This window comes from Streptomyces sp. WAC00040 (assembly GCF_056835925.1).
The window spans coordinates 891,400-910,724 of record NZ_JAKQZE010000001.1; the positions used below are offsets into that span (position 1 = coordinate 891,400).

Genomic DNA, 19,325 nt, shown 5'->3' on the forward strand with positions numbered 1-19,325 from the left:
CCCGCACCGCGCGACGCGGTGCGGGCCCTTCCGGCGTCCCGTCAGTGTGTGAACGGGTTGGCGTGCCCCGGGAGCTGCTGCCCCGGCCGCAGGAAGCGCCGGCGGCCGTGCTCGTCGGTGACGGCGGTGAAGCCGCCGGCCGTCAGGCGGTCGGCGATGCGCCGGCGCCGGACGTCGCTCAGCCGGAACGCGCCGACCAGGAAGGCGGCGAGGACGGCACCCACGGCAACGCCCTCCACCCACTTGCCCATGAGCAGGAAGACGGCGGCGGCAACGCCGGTCATCGCGTAGGCGAACCGCTTCTGGCCCTTGTCGGCGGCCTTCGCCATCACGTCGTACCCGATGCGGTCCTTCATGAGGGCGACAGCCGCCTCCGCCTCGGGGAGCGGGCTCAGCGTGCCGGGCCGCAGCCCGGGCACCGCGCCACCCCGTCCGGCGTCCGGGTAGGCCGCGATCGTCGCCGCCTCGCGGGCGCGCGCCTCGGGCCGGGGGTCGCGGTAGAGGTAGACGGCGAGGGTCTGCTTGTTGTGCCCCTCGCGCCGGGCCTCCCCGTACTCGAAGCCGTACTGCTCGACGACGTGCGCCTGCGCGGCGACCCGCTTGGCGACGGCCATCTCCTGTCGCAGCTCGACGACGTCCTGCGTGGCGATCTGCTTCAGCAGTGACGCGATCCGCCTGTCGGAAGCGCCCATGTTCTTCTCCCACCCATACGTGCGTGTCCCCCGGCCGCCCGGTGGCGGCAGCGCAGCGTAAACCGCGGTGGAGTGGATCATTCCGGCGGGTCCCGTGCACGACCCGCGGTGTTCCTGCCTCGGGACGAATTTGTCGAGAGATGTCCGTCTCGAAGGGCTCGCCACCAAGCAGCCCGCCGGGCCGACGACGTCGGTCTCGGCAAGACGATCGCAGCGGGCCTGGTGACGCAGGACCGGTGCTCCGCCACAGAGCCCGACGAGGCACCCCTGGAGTCAGGGGTGCCTCGCTTCGTCGACAGCGCCGCGTACCTACGGCAGGTTGCGGGCCATCACGATCCGCTGGACCTGGTTGGTGCCTTCGTAGATCTGCGTGATCTTGGCGTCGCGCATCATGCGCTCGACCGGGTAGTCACGGGTGTAGCCGTAGCCGCCGAGGAGCTGAACGGCGTCCGTGGTGACCTCCATGGCCACGTCGGAGGCGAAGCACTTGGCCGCCGCACCCTGGAAGGTGAGGTCGGCGTCACCGCGCTCGGACTTCGCGGCGGCCGCGTACGTCAGCTGGCGGGCGGCCTCGATCTTCATGGCCATGTCCGCGAGCATGAACTGCACGCCCTGGAACTCGGCGATCGGCTTGCCGAACTGCTTGCGCTCCTTGACGTAGCCCTTGGCGTAGTCGAGGGCACCCTGAGCGATGCCGAGCGCCTGCGCCGCGATGGTGATGCGGGTGTGGTCCAGGGTCTTCATCGCCGTGGCGAAGCCCGTGCCCTCCGCGCCGATCATGCGGTCGGCGGGGATGCGGACGTTGTCGAGGTAGACCTCACGGGTCGGCGAGCCCTTGATGCCGAGCTTCTTCTCCGGGGCGCCGAAGGAGACGCCCTCGTCGCCCTTCTCGACGACGAAGGCCGAGATGCCCTTGGAGCGCTTCTCGGGGTCGGTGACCGCCATCACCGTGTAGTACTCGGAGACGCCGGCGTTGGTGATCCAGCGCTTCACGCCGTTGAGGACGTAGAAGTCGCCGTCGCGGACAGCCTTCGTCTTCATACCTGCCGCGTCGGAGCCGGCGTCGGGCTCGGAGAGGCAGTACGAGAACATCGCGTCGCCCTTGGCGAGCGGACCCAGGTACTTCTTCTTCAGCTCCTCGGAGCCGGAGAGGATCACCGGGAGCGAACCGAGCTTGTTCACGGCCGGGATGAGGGAGGACGAGGCGCAGACACGGGCCACCTCCTCGATCACGATGACCGTGGCGAGCGCGTCGGCGCCGGCGCCGCCGTAGCTCTCCGGGACGTGCACGGCCTGAAGGTCGGAGGCGACGAGCGCGTCGAGTGCCTCCTGCGGGAAGCGGGCCTCCTCGTCCACCGCGGCGGCGAACGGCGCGATCTTCGCCTCGGCGAGGGAGCGGACCGTCTCACGGAGCATGTCGTGCTCCTCCGACGGGCGATACAGATCGAAGTCGGCCGATCCTGCCAAGACTCTCACTCCCCAAGGTGTTAACTACCGTTAAGTATTCCAATTTTAGATGCCCCTCCCTCGGCAGGCATACGTGAGCTTGGTGACAGCTCGGCCACAGCGCGCGAAGAGCGCTCAGGGGCGTGCCGCATGCCGCCGGATATGCTCGGCCCCGCACCGCCCTTGCCCGCGTCAGTACTGGAGCACCCCATGGCCCTCAAGATCACCGTGATCGGCACCGGATACCTCGGCGCCACCCACGCCGCGGCCATGGCGGAACTGGGCTTCGACGTCCTCGGACTGGACGTGGTCCCCGAGAAGATCGAACTGCTCTCCGCGGGCCGGGTGCCGATGTACGAGCCCGGTCTCGAGGAGCTCCTGCGGCGGCACGTCTCCGGGATCGAGGGTTCCAGCGGCAGGCTGCGGTTCACGACCTCCTACGAGGAGGCCGGTGAGTTCGGTGACGTCCACTTCGTGTGTGTGAACACCCCGCAGAAGCACGGCGAGTACGCGTGCGACATGAGCTACGTCGACTCCGCCTTCGCATCGCTGGCGCCGCACCTGAAGCGCCCGGCGCTCGTCGTCGGGAAGTCGACCGTCCCGGTCGGCTCCGCGGAGCGGCTCGGCCGGCTGCTCGCGGAGAAGGCGCCGGCGGGTCCGGACGTGGAGCTCGCCTGGAACCCGGAGTTCCTGCGGGAGGGGTTCGCAGTCGACGACACCCTGCACCCGGACCGGATCGTGGTCGGCGTGGAGAGCGAGAGCGCGGAGAAGCTGCTGCGGGAGGTGTACGCGACGCCGGTCGGCGAAGGCTCGCCGTTCGTGGTGACCGACTTCCCGACGGCGGAGCTGGTGAAGACTGCCGCGAACTCGTTCCTCGCGACGAAGATCTCCTTCATCAACGCGATGGCCGAGGTGTGCGAAGCCGCCGGCGGCGACGTGGTGAAGCTGGCTGAGGCGATCGGCTACGACGAGCGGATCGGCAAGAAGTTCCTGCGGGCCGGTGTCGGCTTCGGCGGCGGCTGCCTGCCGAAGGACATCCGCGCCTTCATGGCACGCGCCGGAGAGCTGGGCGCCGACCAGGCGCTGACATTCCTGCGCGAGGTCGACTCGATCAACATGCGCCGCCGTGGCCACATGGTCGAACTGGCGCGTGAGGCGGTCGGCGGCACGTCCTTCCTCGGCAAGCGGGTCGCCGTGCTCGGCGCGACGTTCAAGCCGGACTCGGACGACGTCCGTGACTCGCCGGCGCTGAACGTCGCCGGCCAGATCCACCTCCAGGGCGGCCAGGTCACCGTCTACGACCCCAAGGGCATGGACAACGCCCGCCGCCTGTTCCCGACGCTGGGTTACGCGGACACGGCACGGGAGGCCGTACGCGGCGCGGACGTGGTGCTGCACCTCACGGAGTGGCGCGAGTTCCGCGATCTGGACCCCGCGGAGCTGGCGGAGGTCGTGACCTCCCCGCTCATCCTCGACGGTCGCAACGCCCTGGACCCGGTGGCGTGGCGCGAGGCGGGATGGACGTACCGGGCGATGGGGCGCCCGCGGGCGTGACCCGCACGTCCGCCGGAGCTCCCTGAGCGGAAGCCGACCGAGCCCCTGACCGTGTGCGCGGGCGGCGGGCCGAGGGCGTGTGCCCCCGAGCAGCGGAGGCCGGGGGTCGTGACGCCGCTTCAGACGGAGTCGGCCCGGCGGGCGCGGTAACTGCGCATCTTGGCGCGGGCGCCGCAGACCGACATCGAGCACCAGCGGCTGCGGCACGCCGGGCTGCGGTCGTAGTACACCCACTGGCAGTCATCCGCCTCGCATGCCTTGAGGCGGAGCCAGGTGTTGTCGGCCGCCGCGGCGGCGATGGCCTCGGCGACGCGGGTGAGAAGGTCCGGCGGGCCCGTGGGGCACAGGGCGGCCTCGCCCGTGGGGGAGATCGCCACGCGCAGAGGGGCACCGGCAAGGAGGGCGTCGAGGGCCTTCGGACCGGGAGTGCCGTGGCCGGCGTGGGCCAGGCAGGCGGCGCGCAGCGCCTCGCGGAGCTCCCGTGCGGCGGGCACGTCGTCCGGCGCGAGACCGAACCGGGCTCGGCCGTCCGGCGTGTCGAGGCGGTCCGCGCCGGTGTCGATGTCCAGCGTGTTCACCAGCGCTTCGATCAGCGCGAGGCCACCGGGGGCGGGTGCCCTGTCATTCATGCTTGCGACGTTACCTGTTATGCGGGAGCATGCGGTAACCGTTACCGGTTAAACGCATCTAGTGGTAACCACCGAGGAGGAAGCATGAGCATCGGCAAGGTCGGAGCCGTCGTCCTGGACTGTCCCGATCCCGTGGCCCTCGCCCGCTTCTACGCCGAGCTCGTCGGCGGGACGGTCGAGGACGACGGCGACGGGTGGGTGGACCTCAAGGGGGCCGACGGCGCGCAGCTCGCCTTCCAGGGCGCCCCCGGTCACGTACCGCCGAAGTGGCCGTCCGCCAAGGACTCGCAGCAGTTCCACATCGACGTGATGGTCGAGGACATGGACGCCGCCGAGGAGCGGGTGCTCGCGCTCGGCGCCACCACGCTCGACGCGGAGGACCGCAAGCGGTCGTTCCGGGTGTACGCCGACCCGGCGGGGCATCCGTTCTGTCTCTGCGCCTGCTGAGCCGGCGCGGATCAGAGGTCCAGCGCGCCGATGGCCGCCCGTGAGGGGGCCCGGCGCGGCTGGGCCGCCCGGGCGGCGAACCCGGTACCACCAGTGCCCGGTAGTTCGACCAGGTCGGACCCATGACCTCGGATTCGGCCCGGCCCCGCTCGAGCGTTCCGCGATCAGCCTCGGCAGGCCGGAGGCGTCACGCAGGCCTGCCGGGTGCGGCAGTCTTGTGCCATACGCGCCGCTGATCGCGACGGCCTCGGGCACGGCGGTCTCCCGGACGTGGTCGAGCAGGTCCGCGGTCGCCGGCAGCGTCCCGGCGGTGCGCGGCACCACGCAACCCGGTGGTTGCCGCCCAGCGCGTCCAGCACGTCGTCCCGGGAGGGGCTCCGCGTGGTGCGAGAGGACGACAGGGGGCCCTGCTGACCAGGGGTGCGCGCCGCATGGCGCCGACGGTGCGGCGGAGAGGTCGATGAGGACTCGGAGCCGGTTCATCTCACGGACATCGAAGCCGGCGAGAGCCTGCCGGAGACCGATGTGCCCCGGCTGCGGCGCGGCGGGCGCGGGAGCCCAGTTGGTCGCGGCAAGTGGTGCGTGCGGGGTACGCGGCCCGCGGCCGCGCACCCCGAACCGCTCAGAGCGCGTCGAGTTCGGTGATCGTCGCGATCGACGGGCCGCGGGTCGCCTGCAGGTCGGCGGCCACGTCCTCGGCCGCCCGCAGCACGCGGACGGCGTTCTGCCAGGTGAGCTTCGCCAGATCGGCGTCCGACCAGCCGCGGCGCAGCAGCTCCGCGACGAGGTTCGGGTAGCCGGCGACGTCGTCCAGGCCGGCCGGGGTGAAGGCCGTGCCGTCGAAGTCGCCGCCGATGCCGACGTGGTCGATGCCGGCGACCTCCCGCATGTGGTCGAGGTGGTCGGCGACCGTGGCGGCGGTCGCCACCGGCCTGGGGTTCGCCGCCTCGAACGCCTCGTGGATCTTCATCGCCTGCGGCGTGGTGTCCAGGTGGTGCAGCCCGTGCGCCCGCAGGTTCTCGTCGGCCGCCCGGGTCCACTCGACGGCCGCCGGCAGGATGAACTTCGGTACGAACGTCGCCATCGCCACGCCCCCGTTGCCCGCCAGCAGGGCCAGCACCTCGTCGGGGACGTTGCGGGGGTGGTCGCACACCGCGCGGGCCGACGAGTGGGAGAAGATCACCGGCGCCACGGAGGTCGCGAGCGCGTGGCGCATCGTCGTCTCGGCGACGTGCGAGAGGTCCACGAGCATGCCGAGGCGGTTCATCTCGCGCACGACCTCGTGGCCGAAGGCCGACAGGCCGCCGACGCCGGGCTCGTCGGTCGCCGAGTCGGCCCAGGCGATGTTGTCGTTGTGCGTGAGCGTCATGTAGCGCACGCCCAGCGCGTAGAGGGCGCGCAGGGTCGCGAGCGAGTTGTTGATGGAGTGGCCGCCCTCGGCGCCCATGAGCGAGGCGATCCTGCCCTCGTCACGGGCGATCTCCATGTCCTCGGCGCTGAGTGCGCGGGCGAGGTCCGCGGGGTAGCGCTCGAGGAGCTGGTCGACGACGTCGATCTGCTCCAAGGTCGCGCTGACGGCCGTGTCGCCCGCCATGTCGCTGCGCACGTAGACGGACCAGAACTGCGCGCCGACCCCGCCGGCGCGCAGCCGGGGGATGTCGGTGTGGAGCCGGCCTTGCTGGTCGGCCGCGATGTCCATGCGGTCGAGGTCGTAGCGGACGTGTTCCCGCAGGGCCCAGGGAAGGTCGTTGTGACCGTCGACGACGGGGTGGGCGGCGAGCAGTTCGCGGGCCCGCTGGAGGAGTTCCGTGGGGGTGTCCATTGCCTGTTGCTTCCCCGCGTCCTACTTTCCGAAGCCGAAGGACTCCGCACCCGCGACCTTGGCGCGCAGCCGCTTGCCCTTGTCGGTGGCCTGGTCGTTGAGCTCCTGGAGGAACTCCACCATGCGGGCCTGAAGTTCGGCGTCCTGGGTGGCGAGGATGCGGGCGGCGAGCAGTCCGGCGTTCCGCGCGCCGCCGACCGAGACGGTGGCGACGGGCACGCCGGCCGGCATCTGCACGATGGACAGCAGCGAGTCCATGCCGTCGAGGTACTTCAGGGGGACGGGGACGCCGATGACCGGCAGCGGGGTCACCGAGGCCAGCATGCCCGGCAGGTGGGCCGCTCCCCCGGCGCCGGCGATGATCGCCTTGAGTCCGCGGCCGGCCGCCTCCTCGCCGTAGGCGATCATCTCGCGCGGCATGCGGTGCGCGGAGACGACGTCGACCTCGTAGCCGATCTCGAACTCGTCGAGCGCCTGCGCCGCCCCCTCCATGACGGGCCAGTCCGAGTCGGACCCCATGACAATGCCAACGACCGGGCTCATTCGGTGATCGTGCCTCTCAAGTAGTCGGCGGCGTGGCGGGCGCGCTCCAGGGCGTCGGCCAGGTCGTCGCCGTACGTGTTGACGTGCCCCACCTTGCGGCCGGGCTTCACGTCCTTGCCATACATGTGGATCTTGAGCTGGGGGTCCCGGGCCATGCAGTGCAGATAGGCCGCGTACATGTCCGGGTAGTCACCGCCCAGGACGTTGCACATGACCGTCCACGGGGCACGGGGACGGGGATCGCCCAGCGGCAGGTCCAGCACGGCACGGACGTGGTTGGCGAACTGCGAGGTGACCGCGCCGTCCTGGGTCCAGTGGCCGGAGTTGTGCGGGCGCATGGCGAGCTCGTTGACGAGGATGCGGCCGTCGGCGGTCTCGAACAGCTCGACGGCGAGGTGGCCGACGACGCCGAGTTCCTTCGCGATCCGCAGTGCGAGTTCCTGCGCCTGACCGGCGAGCTCCGCGTCGAGGTCCGGCGCGGGCGCGATCACGGTGTCACAGACCCCGTCGACCTGCTGCGACTCGACGACCGGATAGGCGACGGCCTGGCCGTGCGGGGAGCGGACGATGTTCGCGGCGAGCTCGCGGCGGAAGTCGACCTTCTCCTCCGCGAGGACCGGCACGCCCGCCTTGAACGGGGCCTCGGCGTCCTGCTCCGTGCGGACCAGCCAGACGCCCTTGCCGTCGTACCCGCCCCGCACGGTCTTGAGGATCACCGGGAAGCCCCCGGCCTCCTCGGCGAACGCCGTCACATCGGCCGGGTCGGCCACGATGCGGTGGCGGGGGCAGGGCACGCCGATCTCCGTGAGCCGCGCGCGCATCACCCCCTTGTCCTGGGCGTGCACCAGCGCGTCCGGCCCCGGCCGGACGACGACGCCGTCCGCCTCGAGGGCCCGCAGGTGCTCGACCGGGACATGCTCGTGGTCGAAGGTGATCACGTCACAGCCGCGCGCGAACTCGACGAGCGTGTCCAGGTCGCGATAGTCGCCGACGACGACATCGCTCACCACCTGGGCCGCTGAGTCCTGAGGGGTGTCACTGAGGAGCTTGAACTTCAGGCCGAGGGGGATACCCGCCTCATGGGTCATGCGGGCGAGCTGACCGCCGCCGACCATGCCGACTACCGGGAACGTCACTCTCCTAGGGTATCCGCCCAGTCGGCGGGCCCCGTCTTCCGTATGTTCCGACAATGCTCCGCGGCAGGCACCACATCATCATCACGGCCCACAGGCATCACAGGGAGCCGCTGGTTAGCATGACGGTGACCACACATGCCGATCTGATGAGGCTGGGCTCTCACTATGAGTGAACGAGGCGGAAGGCTGCGGGGGCAGCTGCACCAGCTCATCCGGGAGGTCGCCAAATTCGGCGCGGTGGGCGGGGCCGGGTTGCTCGTGAATCTCGCGGTCTTCAATCTCGTTCGGTACGTCACCGAGATTCCGGTGGTCCGGGCGTCCGTCCTGGCGACCGTCGTCGCCATCGCGTTCAACTACGTCGGGTTCCGCTACTTCACCTACCGCGACCGCGACAAGAGCCGGCGGACCAGGGAACTGACGCTGTTCCTGCTGTTCAGCGCGGTGGGCCTGGTGATCGAGAACGGCATTCTGTACACGGCCACGTACGGCTTCGGCTGGGACACCCCGCTGCAGAGCAACGTGTTCAAGTTCCTCGGGATCGGCGTCGCGACGCTGTTCCGGTTCTGGTCGTACCGCAGCTGGGTCTTCCGTGCGCTGCCCGCCCATGACGCCGTGCCGGGCGCCGAATCGTTCCTCGAGCAGCGTCGGCCCGCGCCTGAGCCGGTACGGCACCGCGTCGGCCGCTGAGGCCCGCGGGACCGGGGCCTGAGTCCGGGGCCGGGGCCGGGGCCGGGGCCGGGGCCGGGGCCGGGGCCGGGGCCGGGGCTATCGGATCGTCGGCTTCTCGTCGTTCTTGCGCTTCTTCGCCACCCTGCTCAGGAAGATCGCGAAGACCGGCGGGTGCTGCTGGAGCAGCTCCAGCCGGCCGCCGTCGGCCTCCGCGAGGTCCCGGGCGACGGCCAGGCCGATGCCGGTCGAGTTGCGGCCGCTGATGGTCCGCTCGAAGATCCGCGCGCCGAGGTCCCCCGGCACGCCGGGCCCCTCGTCCGTCACCTCGACCACCGCCTGGTTACCGGTCGCCCTGGTGCGCACCGCCACGGTGCCCCCGCCGTGCATCAGCGAGTTCTCGATCAGGGCGGCGAGCACCTGCGCCACGGCGCCGGGCGTGCCGACGGCGCGCATGCCCTGCCGGCCCGAGCAGACGATGGCCCGGCCGGCGCTGCGGTAGACCGGCCGCCACTCCTCGAGCTGCTGTTTGACCACCTCGTCCAGGTCGAAGACCACGGCGGAGCCGGTGCGCGGATCGCGGGAATTCGTCAGCAGCCGCTGGACCACGTCGGTGAGCCGCTCCACCTGCGTCAGGGCGATGCTGGCCTCGTCCTTCACGGTCTCCAGGTCGTCGGTGACCGTGATCTCCTCCAGCCGCATGGACAGCGCGGTCAGCGGTGTACGGAGCTGGTGGGAGGCGTCCGCGGCGAGCCGCCGTTCCGCGGTCAGCATCCGGGCGATCCGCTCCGCGCTGGCGTCGAGCACATCGGCGACCCGGTCCAGCTCCGGCACTCCGTAGCGGCGGTGGCGGGGGCGGGGATCGCCGGACCCGAGACGTTCCGCGGTCTCCGCGAGATCGGTCAGCGGCGAACCGAGGCGGTTGGCCTGCCGTACGGCGAGCAGCACTGCGGCGACGACGGCGAGCAGCGCCACCGTGGCGATGATCATCAGCGACCGTCCGACCTCGCGGGTCACGGAGGAGCGGGACTCCTCGACGGTGACCGTGGTGCTCCGTTCCCCCTCCGCGATGCCGCGGATGACGCTCCCGGAGGGCGGCTCGCCGATCTCGATGGGGCCCCGGCCGGGGATGTCGATCAGCGCGTAGCGGGTGATGTCGCCCTGCTCGGCGAGAATGTCCGGATTGACGGGCTCGCCGCCCACCAGGCGGCTCTCCACGATGCTGACGAGGCGCAGCGCGTCGGAGTCGACGCTCTCCTGGGCGCTGCTGGTGATGGTGCGCGTCTCTACGAGCACCAGGGAGACGCCGAAGACGGCGATGACGACGAGCACCACGGCGAGCGTGGAGGTGATCAGACGGCGGCGCATGGTGCTTTCAGTATCAGGACTTCTCGAAGCGGAAGCCGACGCCGCGCACGGTGGCGATGTAGCGGGGGTTCGCCGCGTCGTCGCCGAGCTTCTTGCGCAGCCATGAGATGTGCATGTCGAGGGTCTTGGTGGACGACCACCAGGTGGTGTCCCAGACCTCGCGCATCAACTGGTCCCGGGTGACGACCCGGCCGGCGTCCCTGACCAGCACCCGCAGCAGGTCGAACTCCTTGGCCGTCAACTGGAGTTCCTCGTCGCCCATCCAGGCGCGGTGCGACTCGACGTCGATCCGGACGCCGTGGGTGGCAGGGGCGGGGGCGGGCTCGGCGGATCCGCGCCGCAGCAGGGCCCGGACCCGGGCGAGCAGTTCGGCGAGACGGAACGGCTTGGTGACGTAGTCGTCGGCGCCCGCGTCGAGGCCGACGACGGTGTCCACCTCGTCGGCTCGGGCGGTGAGTACCAGGATCGGGATCGTGTGGCCCTCCGCACGCAGCCGACGGGCGACCTCCAGGCCGTCCATGCCGGGCAGGCCGAGATCGAGCACCACGAGGTCCACACCGCCGGCGAGTCCCGCGTCGAGCGCGGTCGGGCCGTCCTCGCGTACCTCCACCTCGTACCCCTCACGGCGCAGCGCGCGGGCCAGCGGTTCCGAGATGGATGCGTCGTCCTCGGCGAGCAGTACACGGGTCATGGGGTGATGGTAGTCCGCGGCCACGGGGCACGGGGCTTGATCGACAATGCCTGCGTCTATGGGGTGAGATCCTGTTTATGACCTTCGATTCAGGTCGGACGGTTCCACGTTCACCTGTGATCCATGTCTCAAGTCCTTCCATATGCCGCACTGTCGTGACGTATGGTGGCGAGACGCCCGTAGTACAACTCGGGGACCTTTGGCTGCCATGCGCACCAAAGGTCTCTTTTCTGTCCGAAGGTCGGCCCGATACCGTTCCGGTCGTTTCGAGTCCCGACCCGAAGCAGTGAATGACCTGTTGGCCGGGCCCCGGCGCCCTCACGCGCCCGGGGCGTGGACCCGGTACGGACCGTTTCCGGCCCCTGTTCTTCGCAGGCGCGGGCCCGGACCGTACCGGTGCCGGCCTCCCCCCACCGGGCGCGTACCGCTCACGAAGCGCCGCGTCCTGAGCGAGCAAGGATCGACCATGGCGTCCAGCCTGACGAAGGACTCGGCCAGCACTCCTGGCGGCGAGAAGACCTTCTTCGGCCACCCCCGCGGTATGGCCACTCTCTTCATGACGGAGATGTGGGAGCGCTTCTCCTGGTACGGGATGCGCGGCATCCTCGTCCTCTACCTGGTCGCGGAAGTCCTCGACGGCCGACTCGAGGACCGCGAGGCTCTGGCAGCCGCCATCTACGGCGTCTACAACGCCGTCGTCTACATGGCGGCCATGCCCGGCGGCTGGGTCGCCGACCGTCTGTGGGGCGCCCGCAAGGCCGTTCTCGTCGGCGGCATCGTCATCGCCCTCGGTCACTTCACGCTGGCGCTCCCTTCGGACACCGCGTTCTTCGCCGGCCTCGCGCTCATCGCCGCCGGTACGGGCCTGCTGAAGCCGAACATCTCGGCCATGGTGGGCGGCCTGTACGAGGGTCAGTCCAGCGCCCGCCGCGACGCCGGTTTCACGCTCTTCTACATGGCGATCAACATCGGCGGCATGGCCGCCCCGCTGGTCGTCGGCTACCTCGGTGAGAACGTCGACTGGCACCTCGGCTTCGCCGTCGCCGGTATCGGCATGACCCTGGCCGTCGTGCAGTACGTGCTGGGCGGCCGCCACCTCGGCGACGTCGGCAAGGAGCCGGGCACCCCGGCGACCCCGGAGGAGAAGCGCGCGGTCCTGCGCAAGGTCCTGCTGTGGTCGGGCCTCGCCGTGGCCGCCCTGCTGGCCGACATCGTGCTCGGCACCTACGACGTCGAGCACATCGTGAACGTGCTCGCGGTGCTCGGCATCGCCGTTCCGGTCATCTACTTCCTCTCGATGTTCCGCAACCCGGCGCTGACCGCTCAGGACAGGCCGAAGATCAAGGCGTTCGTGTGGTTCTTCGCCACGGCCGTCCTGTTCTGGATGATCTACGACCAGTCCGGCTCGCTGCTGACGCTGTTCGCGGACGGCAAGACCGACCGCATGATCGGCGGCTGGGAGTTCCCGGCGTCGTGGTACCAGTCGGTCAACCCGGCCATGGTCATCGTGCTGGCGCCGATCTTCGCCACGCTGTGGGTCAAGCTCGCCCAGCGCAACCGTGAGCCCAGCACCCCGATGAAGTTCGCGCTCGCGATGCTCCTCATCGGCGGCTCCTTCGGGATCATGGGCCTGGCGGGCGCCGCGGCCGCCAACAGCGACACCGGCAAGGTCACCGTTTTCTGGCTGCTGAGCGTCTACCTCGTCCAGACCATCGGTGAGATGTGCCTGTCCCCGGTCGGCCTGTCTCTGTCGACCAAGCTGGCGCCGAAGCAGTTCGTCGGCCAGATCATGGGTCTGTGGTTCCTGGCCACGGCGACGGGCAACGCGCTGAACGGCTGGACGACGAAGCTCAACAAGCCGCTGGGCGATGCCATGTACTACTCGCTCTGGGCGGTCATCGCGGTCGCCGCCGGACTGACGTTCATGATGGCGGGCCGTAAGATCCGCGCGCTCATGGGCGACGTGAAGTAGCACCACCGACCGGTCGGCGGACCGGTCCCGGCGCGACGGCGGAGGGCCGGCACGAAGGAGATTTCGCGCCGGCCCTCCTGCTGTTCGCGCATCGGCCTCACCGGGCGAACGCGCCGGGAGAAGCCACCGCTCAGCGCGGGCCTCGCAGGCGCTGCCACGGCGTGAAGGTGAACACCGCGCCGCCGAGGAGGATCACCGTGCCGGCGACCAGGGCGAGGGCGCGCAGCGCGCCGGTGTCCTCCGCGCCGGTCTGGGCGAGGCCGCCGGAGCTGCCACCGGACGACCCCGTTCCGCCGCCGGCCGTGCCGCCGCCGGTGGTGGTGCCCCCCGAAGCCCCGCCGGGCTGGGCCGAGGTGTCCAGCTCCAGGGAGAACGGGACGCCGGCCGGCGGGGTGCAGGTCGTGGTCGTGCCGAGCGCCTTGACCGTCAGCACACCGGGGCCGAGCGTCGCCCTGCCGGTCGCGCCCGGCTTGTACGTGCCCGTGAGGTCGGGGATCTCGATGGGCTCGCCCGACTTGATGGGCTCCTTGTTGGTCGGGCCCTCGACGTGGACGAATCCCTTGTCGGCTCCGCCGAGCCGGACCTCCATGGAGGGCTTGACGGAGTCCGCCGGGATGTCGGCGGGGCTGTCCATGACGGACTTGGAGAACTTCACGGTCAGGTCGTAACCGCCGCCGTTCTTCTTGGCGTTGATCCGGACCGGGGAGACGGCGTTCTTGTCTCCGATCGGGGTCTTGCAGGCGTAGGCGACCTCGATCTCCTTGCCCTCGAAGTCGGTGGGGCCGGGGTCGGTGCCGCCGGAGGTGGTTCCCCCGGAGCTGCCGCCACCGGAGGTCGTTGCGCCCGAGCTGCCGCCGCCGGAGTCGGACCCGCCATTGGTCGTTCCGCCCGTGGTGGTTCCTCCCGAGCTGGTGCCACCGGAGGTGGTACCGCCCGAGCTCGTACCGCCGGAGGTGCCGCCCTGGCCGTCCGTCACCTTGATCGTCGCGCCGGCCCCGACCGCCTCCTTCGGTGAGCACTTGGTGTCCGTCGAGATCGGCTTCGACACGTTGATGCTGTACGCGCCAGGCGTGAGCGTGATCTCGCCGGCCTTCTGCAGTTTCAGCGTGGCCTTCATGTCGGGGAGCACCATCGGGCTGTTCTTGGGGATCGGCGGATTCTGGCGCGGGCCTTCCGCCTTGAGTTCGCCGCTCGCGGCGCCCCCCAGGGTGATCGTGCCGGTCGGTTTGACCGTGTCCTTCTCCAGGTCCAGTACGTCCGGGTTCTTCGACGCCGCCTGGACGGTCTTCCACACCACCTCGACCTCGTCGCCGACCTTCGCCTCCGGGGGCGCGGTGATCTGCACCTTGGTGGTGCCCTGTACGGGCGGCAGACCGGAGATGGGCGGCGGAATGCACTCCGTCGCGTACGAGACCTCTGCGGCCTGTACCGGGCTCGCGGCCAGCAGCATCCCCGCTCCGCCGAGCATCAGCGCGACTCCTGCCGCGCTCATCCTCCGTTGCGTACTCACGAATGTCCCTTCGTCGTGGGCCGGTTCTCTGACGGTGCGGACGTTGTGGACGGTGCGCCAGGTGCGGGCGGTGCGGAGGACATTGAGGGCGCGGAGGGCGCGGCGTCGGGCACGAGCCACGGAAGCGCCGCGGCCGTGTCGCTCGCGCCGCCGTCGGCGGTGGCCGTGGCAGTGGCGCCACGCCGTCGGGACGGGCGGGCATGGCGGGGGTCCGGCGGCCGGACCTTGTCGACGACCGCCATGCCGATACGGAACAGGGCGGCCGGCACGACCAGTGCCAGCAGCACCCAGAACACCGTCACGCCCCATGGCCTGGGCACGCGCCAGGGCTGCTCGGCGAGGACCTTCGTGCCGTACTCGACCGAGATCGAGTAGTCACCGTGCGCCCCGGCGGGAAGCTGCACGGGCAGCGTGATCCGCGCCTTCTCGCCGGGCCGCACCGTCCCGCGCCACTGCTGCTCCTCCCACTGCGGGGCGAACAACCCGTGCCCTGTGCCGATCCGGAAGACCGGGTCCCGGACGGGGTCGGTGCCGAGGTTGCCGACCGTGAATTCGAGAGTGCGGGCGGGCGGGGCGCCGAAGAAGACGAGGAGGCCCGAATCCCCCTCGAGCCGGGTGGCCGTGAGCACCGCGAGCCTGCCGCCGCCGGTCTGCTCGGGAAGCGGGGCGGTGGGGTGGCCCGCGACGACGAACACGGCGTCGACGCTCTGCTGTTCCCCCATGACGGTGGCCACGTGGACGACGCAGGGGCAAGGTACGGGCGGTTCCGCGACCGGCACCTTCTTGCTGAACGACCCCGTGGCGTCGGTGGTGACCGCGCGACCGTCCGCGTTGGCACAGGAGTTGGTGCCGCCGATCACGCCCTTGGCGGGGGTGGCCCGGCCGCAGACGAGCAGCATGAGGAGGCTGCGGGGACGCCAGCCGCTGCCGCTGACGGTGATGTCCCGGCCCTTGCCCGCCTGCGGGGCGGACAGTTCCACCCTGGGCGGGGACTGGTCCGCGACCGCCGCGGGAACAGCGGGGAGCAGGAGGATCGCTGCGAGTACGACCGCGAGGGCGCGGCGGACGGAGGGCATCGTCAGCCTCCTTCTTTTGTGGACCGGCGCCGCAGACGGGCCCACAAGGGCGCGGGCAGCAACAGCGTCAGCAGCAGGGCCGGCCAGGGAAGGAAGGTCTTCGTCACCGTCGCGCCGGCGTGCACGCCGTCCGCCGCGGTGACGTCCAGGCGCAGTTCGACACGGTCCAGCGCCGGTGGGTCCCACCTCTCCGTCAGCGCCACCCGTGCCGCCGGCGGCAGGGAACGGACCTCGCGGGCGCGGCGGGTCACCGGAGCACCGAAGAAGCCGTCGGCGCGCAGCGAGACGCGCGGCGACAGGGGCGTGTTGCCGCGGTTGACGACGGTGTAGTGGACGAGACCGCCGGAGAAGGAAACGTCCTCGACGGTGAGGGCCGGGACCTTCGGGCCGCTCACCCGCAGGTGGACGCGGATCGGCTCCGTGCGGCCGCCGGCCGACGCCGTGATCGTCGCGGTCCGTTCACCCGGCGGCGTGTTCGCGGGGACGGTCACCGTGAAGGGGATCTCCGCACGGGTGCGGGCCGGGATCGTCACCTCGCCGGCGGCGAGAGCGATCCACGGGCCCGGGCCGGGCAGCGCCTTCATCTCCACCGTGAGCGCCTCGGTGCCCGGGTTGGTCAGGGACACGCGGTCCTCGAGCACCGTGCCGGGGGCGCCCTCCAGGTACACGTACTCGCGCTCCGGCTCCCAGCCGGCGCCGGGGGGAGGCGCGGCCAGGGCGAGTACGAGCGCGAGGGCGGCCCGCACGGTTCAGCCCGCGGTCCGGCCGCCGCGCCGGGTCAGCCAGAGGACACCGGCCGCCCCGGTCAGCAGTACGGTTCCGCCGAGCGTGCCGAGCGCGGTCGCCGAGTCCAGCGGACCGGTCTTCGGCAGTTCGGACGACCCGCCGCCCGTGGCGCCGCCCGCCGCCGTGACGTCGAGCTCGAGCGATGGCCGGGGACTGTTCTTCGGCGTGCAGGTCGTGGTCGTGCCGAGGGCCTTGATGGTCAGCACCCCTGCCGTGAAGGTGACCTTGCCGCTCTTCTTCGGGGTGTACGTACCGGACAGGTCGTTGATCTTGATCGGGGTCTCGGCGGGTACGGCGGCGGCGTTGGGCGGACCCGACACCCGCACCTCGCCCGTCTCCGCGCCGCCCAGTTCGATGACCGCGCTGGGGTTCATGGCGCCCTTGCCCAGTTCGACCGGGCTGGAGGAGACACCCTTCTGGAAGGACATCGTGAGCCGGTACGCGGCGCCGTTCTTGACCGCCTTGATGTCGATGGGCGACACGGCGCCCTTCGGGCCGATCGGGGTTCGGCACTCGTAGTCGACGTCCACGACGGCGGCGTGCGCGGCGGGGGCGGTCAGCAGCACCGCCGGAGCCGCCACCGCCGCCGCCAGGGCGAGAGCTGTTCGTTTCCGGTACGACACGTCGGGTCCCCTCGGCCGCAGTCAACTGACGACACATCAGATCGGGCGCTCAAGGTACGCCCGGGGCCTTGGGGAGGGAAGACAAAGAGCACGCCGTATCGGCGTGCTCTTTCAACGGGTGTTGAGCGGTGTCACGCGGGTGCGGCGAGCTCCGCCCACACCGTCTTGCCCGGGGAGCCGGGCGTTCTGACGACTCCCCAGTCCATGCACAGCCGCTGGACGATGAACATGCCGTGCCCGCCGGGCCGCCCGGCGCGGTGGGGGGTGCGGGGAGCCGGCTGACCGCCACCCCGGTCGGTGACCTCCAGGCGCAGCACTTTGCCGTCGCAGCCGACGCGCAGCACCTCCGGCCCCTCCGCGTGCAGGCAGGCGTTGGTGACCAGCTCCGAGACGACCAGGAGCACGTCCTCCGCGGCGGCTCTGCGGTCGGCCGTCGCGGCGGGCAGCCAGCCCCAGTCGTAGAGCGCCTGCCGCGTGAAGTCCCGGGCGAGGGGAACAATGCCGCTGGCCGCGCGCAGGGGAAGGCTGCGCACGGCGCCGCCGGAGACCCCGGATGCGGGGACGGCCGGCGGCGCGCCGGCGCCACCCGGCTCAGGGCCGGCGTCGCCCGGCTGCTGTTGCCGGGTGGTGCTCATCAGCGCTTCACCTCACCGATTCACCGATTCACCAGTTCGCCATGGTCTCAAGTACGCAGAGTGTTGGGCGTTCAACGTTCTGCGGGGTTCTCCTGCCCGGCCGGCCCGTGACGACACCCACTGAGCGGATACGGCCCGCGTGACGCGGGCAACAGGGCGGCCGGTCAGCGGACGAGGGCCGCTTCGACGGAGTCGTGCACGGTGAAGACCGCGTCGGCGCCGGTGATCTCGAAGACCCTCGCCACCACCGGCAGCATCCCTGCCAGATGGACCCCTCCACCACCGGCCTCGGCCTTCAACCGGGCGCCGAGCAGCACATTGAGTCCCGTGGAATCACAGAACTCCAGCTGCGAGCAGTCGATGACCAGACGTACGCGACCGCGTTCGACCGCCTCCTCCAAGGGCATGCGCAGCAGGTCCGCCGTGTGGTGATCGAGCTCACCCACCGGCTTCACGATTTCGCTGCGGCCCTCGGTCCGAACCTCGACCTGAAGCCGGCCCCGATTGACGCTGCCGACCGTCTCGCGGTCCATGCCGTCCCTTTTCGCCGTGTCGTTCAGTGTGTCGCCACCGTGTCGTACATCACGCCGGCACTGTCCACGGACGGCGCCGACGCCCGTCGAACCCTACGCCCTCCACGCGCACACCGGTAGCTGAACTAACCGACAATACGGACATCCTGCCGATACGCCACTTGCGATCGTCGTGGCAGACCGGGTAGGGCTAGTAGGGACACAACCAACACGGCCGGCTTTGGAGGCGCCGCTCACCGCAGCAGCATGTATGGGCTTCGGCAGCCATATGCCGAGAACGATGGAGGAGACCATGTCACCCCGGCTCGACGCATCGCGAACCCCCACCGCGCCGTCGACACTGTCCGCCCCCACCGACGAACAGGCCACGGGCCTCGAAGCCCTCGAGGGCCTTCCGGAGATCCCGCCGTTCGAAAAGGTGGGAGCGCTGGACGCGCGAGAACTGTCCAAGACGCTCTTCGCACGCCTCGCGTCCCTCGAGGAGGGCACGCACGAGTACGCGTACGTCCGTAACACCCTGGTGGAACTGAACCTCGCGCTGGTCAAGTTCGCCGCCTCGCGGTTCCGCACCCGCAGCGAACCGATGGAGGACATCGTCCAGGTCGGCACGATCGGCCTGATCAAGGCGATCGACCGCTTCGAACTCAGCCGCGGCGTCGAGTTCCCCACCTTCGCGATGCCGACCATCATCGGCGAGATCAAGCGCTTCTTCCGCGACACCAGTTGGTCGGTGCGTGTGCCGCGCCGGCTCCAGGAGCTGCGGCTGGACCTCGCGAAGGCGGGAGACGAGCTCTCCCAGCAGCTCGACCGCGCCCCCACCGTCGACGAGCTCGCGCAGCGGCTCGACATCGGTCGGGACGAGGTCGTGGAGGGCATGGCCGCGAGCAACGCGTACACCGCGAGCTCATTGGACGCCCAGCCGGAGGAGGACGACAGCGAGGGCGCCCTCGCCAACCGCATCGGCTACGAGGACCACGGGCTCGAAGGCATCGAGTACATCGAGTCGCTCAGGCCGATGATCGCGAGCCTTCCGCCGCGCGACCGCCAGATCCTCTCCCTGCGTTTCGTCGCCAACATGACGCAGTCGGAGATCGGTGAAGAGCTCGGCATCTCGCAGATGCACGTGTCCAGGCTGCTGTCCCGGACCCTGCGCAGGCTTCGCAAGGGCCTGACGCTGGAGGAGTGAGCGGACCATC

General features: G+C 70.7%; 19 protein-coding genes. 5 read left to right on the forward strand and 14 right to left on the reverse strand.

Annotation, left to right across the window (positions count from 1 at the left end):
• Positions 1-41: 41 nt before the first annotated feature.
• Positions 42-692 (reverse strand): hypothetical protein, encoded by a 651-nt coding sequence (locus tag MDN94_RS04020; RefSeq protein WP_482724594.1) that lies wholly within the window; start codon positions 690-692, stop codon positions 42-44.
• A 309-nt stretch (positions 693-1,001) separates the two neighbouring features.
• Positions 1,002-2,159 carry an acyl-CoA dehydrogenase gene (locus tag MDN94_RS04025; RefSeq protein ID WP_005316796.1) on the reverse strand — a complete coding sequence of 386 codons (1,158 nt, stop codon included), beginning with the start codon at positions 2,157-2,159 and terminating at the stop codon, positions 1,002-1,004.
• Positions 2,160-2,348: 189 nt separating this feature from the next.
• On the opposite strand from MDN94_RS04025, the gene MDN94_RS04030 reads away from it, so the two are divergent.
• Complete coding sequence (locus MDN94_RS04030; RefSeq protein WP_482724595.1) at positions 2,349-3,692, forward strand: UDP-glucose dehydrogenase family protein; 1,344 nt, start codon at positions 2,349-2,351, stop codon at positions 3,690-3,692.
• A gap of 119 nt (positions 3,693-3,811) precedes the next feature.
• On the opposite strand, the gene MDN94_RS04035 is transcribed toward MDN94_RS04030, so the two are convergent.
• A complete protein-coding gene (locus MDN94_RS04035) occupies positions 3,812-4,321 on the reverse strand; it encodes a CGNR zinc finger domain-containing protein (RefSeq protein ID WP_482724596.1) in 510 nt (169 codons plus the stop codon).
• 84 nt (positions 4,322-4,405) lie between these two features.
• Between MDN94_RS04035 and MDN94_RS04040 the strand changes: the two genes are divergently transcribed.
• The gene (locus MDN94_RS04040; protein ID WP_441267046.1) at positions 4,406-4,768 is read left to right on the forward strand and encodes a VOC family protein; all 363 of its coding nucleotides are present in this window, start codon (positions 4,406-4,408) and stop codon (positions 4,766-4,768) included.
• 622 nt (positions 4,769-5,390) lie between these two features.
• Here MDN94_RS04040 and MDN94_RS04045 read toward each other — a convergent pair.
• The 3 genes from MDN94_RS04045 to MDN94_RS04055 are packed head-to-tail and all read right to left on the reverse strand — an operon-like array spanning position 5,391 to position 8,323.
• Positions 5,391-6,590, reverse strand: coding sequence for a dipeptidase (locus MDN94_RS04045; protein ID WP_482724597.1), 1,200 nt, complete (start codon positions 6,588-6,590; stop codon positions 5,391-5,393).
• A 21-nt stretch (positions 6,591-6,611) separates the two neighbouring features.
• Positions 6,612-7,133 (reverse strand): 5-(carboxyamino)imidazole ribonucleotide mutase, encoded by a 522-nt coding sequence (purE, locus tag MDN94_RS04050; RefSeq protein ID WP_441267043.1) that lies wholly within the window; start codon positions 7,131-7,133, stop codon positions 6,612-6,614.
• Positions 7,130-8,323 (reverse strand): 5-(carboxyamino)imidazole ribonucleotide synthase, encoded by a 1,194-nt coding sequence (locus MDN94_RS04055; protein WP_482724598.1) that lies wholly within the window; start codon positions 8,321-8,323, stop codon positions 7,130-7,132. The genes purE and MDN94_RS04055 overlap by 4 nt, the downstream gene beginning before the upstream one ends.
• Before the next feature lie 111 nt (positions 8,324-8,434).
• Here MDN94_RS04055 and MDN94_RS04060 point away from each other — a divergent pair, with 111 nt between their 5' ends.
• On the forward strand, positions 8,435-8,956 hold the full coding sequence (locus MDN94_RS04060; protein ID WP_482724599.1) for a GtrA family protein: 522 nt from the start codon (positions 8,435-8,437) through the stop codon (positions 8,954-8,956).
• Between the two features lie 78 nt (positions 8,957-9,034).
• Here MDN94_RS04060 and MDN94_RS04065 read toward each other — a convergent pair whose 3' ends face one another.
• Together MDN94_RS04065 and MDN94_RS04070 are read right to left on the reverse strand one after the other, a co-directional pair.
• Positions 9,035-10,303, reverse strand: a complete 1,269-nt coding sequence (locus MDN94_RS04065; protein ID WP_482724600.1) for an ATP-binding protein — start codon at positions 10,301-10,303, stop codon at positions 9,035-9,037.
• Between the two features lie 13 nt (positions 10,304-10,316).
• Positions 10,317-10,994 (reverse strand): response regulator transcription factor, encoded by a 678-nt coding sequence (locus MDN94_RS04070; RefSeq protein ID WP_482724601.1) that lies wholly within the window; start codon positions 10,992-10,994, stop codon positions 10,317-10,319.
• Between the two features lie 466 nt (positions 10,995-11,460).
• On the opposite strand from MDN94_RS04070, the gene MDN94_RS04075 reads away from it, so the two are divergent.
• Positions 11,461-12,966: a peptide MFS transporter gene (locus MDN94_RS04075; RefSeq protein WP_482724602.1), complete on the forward strand. Its 1,506-nt coding sequence runs from the start codon at positions 11,461-11,463 to the stop codon at positions 12,964-12,966.
• Positions 12,967-13,096: 130 nt separating this feature from the next.
• Here MDN94_RS04075 and MDN94_RS04080 read toward each other — a convergent pair whose 3' ends face one another.
• The 6 genes from MDN94_RS04080 to MDN94_RS04105 form a co-directional block, all read right to left on the reverse strand.
• Positions 13,097-14,458, reverse strand: a complete 1,362-nt coding sequence (locus MDN94_RS04080; RefSeq protein WP_482724603.1) for a hypothetical protein — start codon at positions 14,456-14,458, stop codon at positions 13,097-13,099.
• Positions 14,459-14,472: 14 nt separating this feature from the next.
• The gene (locus MDN94_RS04085; RefSeq protein ID WP_482724604.1) at positions 14,473-15,552 is read right to left on the reverse strand and encodes a hypothetical protein; all 1,080 of its coding nucleotides are present in this window, start codon (positions 15,550-15,552) and stop codon (positions 14,473-14,475) included.
• Between the two features lie 2 nt (positions 15,553-15,554).
• Entirely contained in the window at positions 15,555-16,298 is a 744-nt protein-coding gene (locus MDN94_RS04090) for a COG1470 family protein (RefSeq protein ID WP_482724605.1), read from the reverse strand.
• 3 nt (positions 16,299-16,301) lie between these two features.
• Positions 16,302-16,961: a peptidase gene (locus MDN94_RS04095; RefSeq protein ID WP_482724606.1), complete on the reverse strand. Its 660-nt coding sequence runs from the start codon at positions 16,959-16,961 to the stop codon at positions 16,302-16,304.
• 131 nt (positions 16,962-17,092) lie between these two features.
• Positions 17,093-17,596 carry an ATP-binding protein gene (locus MDN94_RS04100; protein WP_482724607.1) on the reverse strand — a complete coding sequence of 168 codons (504 nt, stop codon included), beginning with the start codon at positions 17,594-17,596 and terminating at the stop codon, positions 17,093-17,095.
• A 164-nt stretch (positions 17,597-17,760) separates the two neighbouring features.
• The gene (locus MDN94_RS04105) at positions 17,761-18,129 is read right to left on the reverse strand and encodes an STAS domain-containing protein (protein WP_482724608.1); all 369 of its coding nucleotides are present in this window, start codon (positions 18,127-18,129) and stop codon (positions 17,761-17,763) included.
• A gap of 292 nt (positions 18,130-18,421) precedes the next feature.
• On the opposite strand from MDN94_RS04105, the gene MDN94_RS04110 reads away from it, so the two are divergent.
• A complete protein-coding gene (locus MDN94_RS04110) occupies positions 18,422-19,315 on the forward strand; it encodes an RNA polymerase sigma factor SigF (protein ID WP_482724609.1) in 894 nt (297 codons plus the stop codon).
• Positions 19,316-19,325 lie beyond the last annotated feature (10 nt).

Excerpts from the sequence above, each read along its gene's own strand:
- MDN94_RS04020 (WP_482724594.1), bottom strand. The coding sequence starts at position 692 with ATGGGCGCTTCCGACAGGCGGATCGCGTCACTGCTGAAGCAGATCGCC.
- MDN94_RS04030 (WP_482724595.1), top strand. The coding sequence starts at position 2,349 with ATGGCCCTCAAGATCACCGTGATCGGCACCGGATACCTCGGCGCCACC.
- MDN94_RS04035 (WP_482724596.1), bottom strand. The coding sequence starts at position 4,321 with ATGAATGACAGGGCACCCGCCCCCGGTGGCCTCGCGCTGATCGAAGCG.
- MDN94_RS04040 (WP_441267046.1), top strand. The coding sequence starts at position 4,406 with ATGAGCATCGGCAAGGTCGGAGCCGTCGTCCTGGACTGTCCCGATCCC.
- MDN94_RS04045 (WP_482724597.1), bottom strand. The coding sequence starts at position 6,590 with ATGGACACCCCCACGGAACTCCTCCAGCGGGCCCGCGAACTGCTCGCC.
- purE (WP_441267043.1), bottom strand. The coding sequence starts at position 7,133 with ATGAGCCCGGTCGTTGGCATTGTCATGGGGTCCGACTCGGACTGGCCC.
- MDN94_RS04060 (WP_482724599.1), top strand. The coding sequence starts at position 8,435 with ATGAGTGAACGAGGCGGAAGGCTGCGGGGGCAGCTGCACCAGCTCATC.
- MDN94_RS04065 (WP_482724600.1), bottom strand. The coding sequence starts at position 10,303 with ATGCGCCGCCGTCTGATCACCTCCACGCTCGCCGTGGTGCTCGTCGTC.
- MDN94_RS04070 (WP_482724601.1), bottom strand. The coding sequence starts at position 10,994 with ATGACCCGTGTACTGCTCGCCGAGGACGACGCATCCATCTCGGAACCG.
- MDN94_RS04075 (WP_482724602.1), top strand. The coding sequence starts at position 11,461 with ATGGCGTCCAGCCTGACGAAGGACTCGGCCAGCACTCCTGGCGGCGAG.
- MDN94_RS04080 (WP_482724603.1), bottom strand. The coding sequence starts at position 14,458 with ATGAGCGCGGCAGGAGTCGCGCTGATGCTCGGCGGAGCGGGGATGCTG.
- MDN94_RS04085 (WP_482724604.1), bottom strand. The coding sequence starts at position 15,552 with ATGCCCTCCGTCCGCCGCGCCCTCGCGGTCGTACTCGCAGCGATCCTC.
- MDN94_RS04100 (WP_482724607.1), bottom strand. The coding sequence starts at position 17,596 with ATGAGCACCACCCGGCAACAGCAGCCGGGCGACGCCGGCCCTGAGCCG.
- MDN94_RS04105 (WP_482724608.1), bottom strand. The coding sequence starts at position 18,129 with ATGGACCGCGAGACGGTCGGCAGCGTCAATCGGGGCCGGCTTCAGGTC.
- MDN94_RS04110 (WP_482724609.1), top strand. The coding sequence starts at position 18,422 with ATGTCACCCCGGCTCGACGCATCGCGAACCCCCACCGCGCCGTCGACA.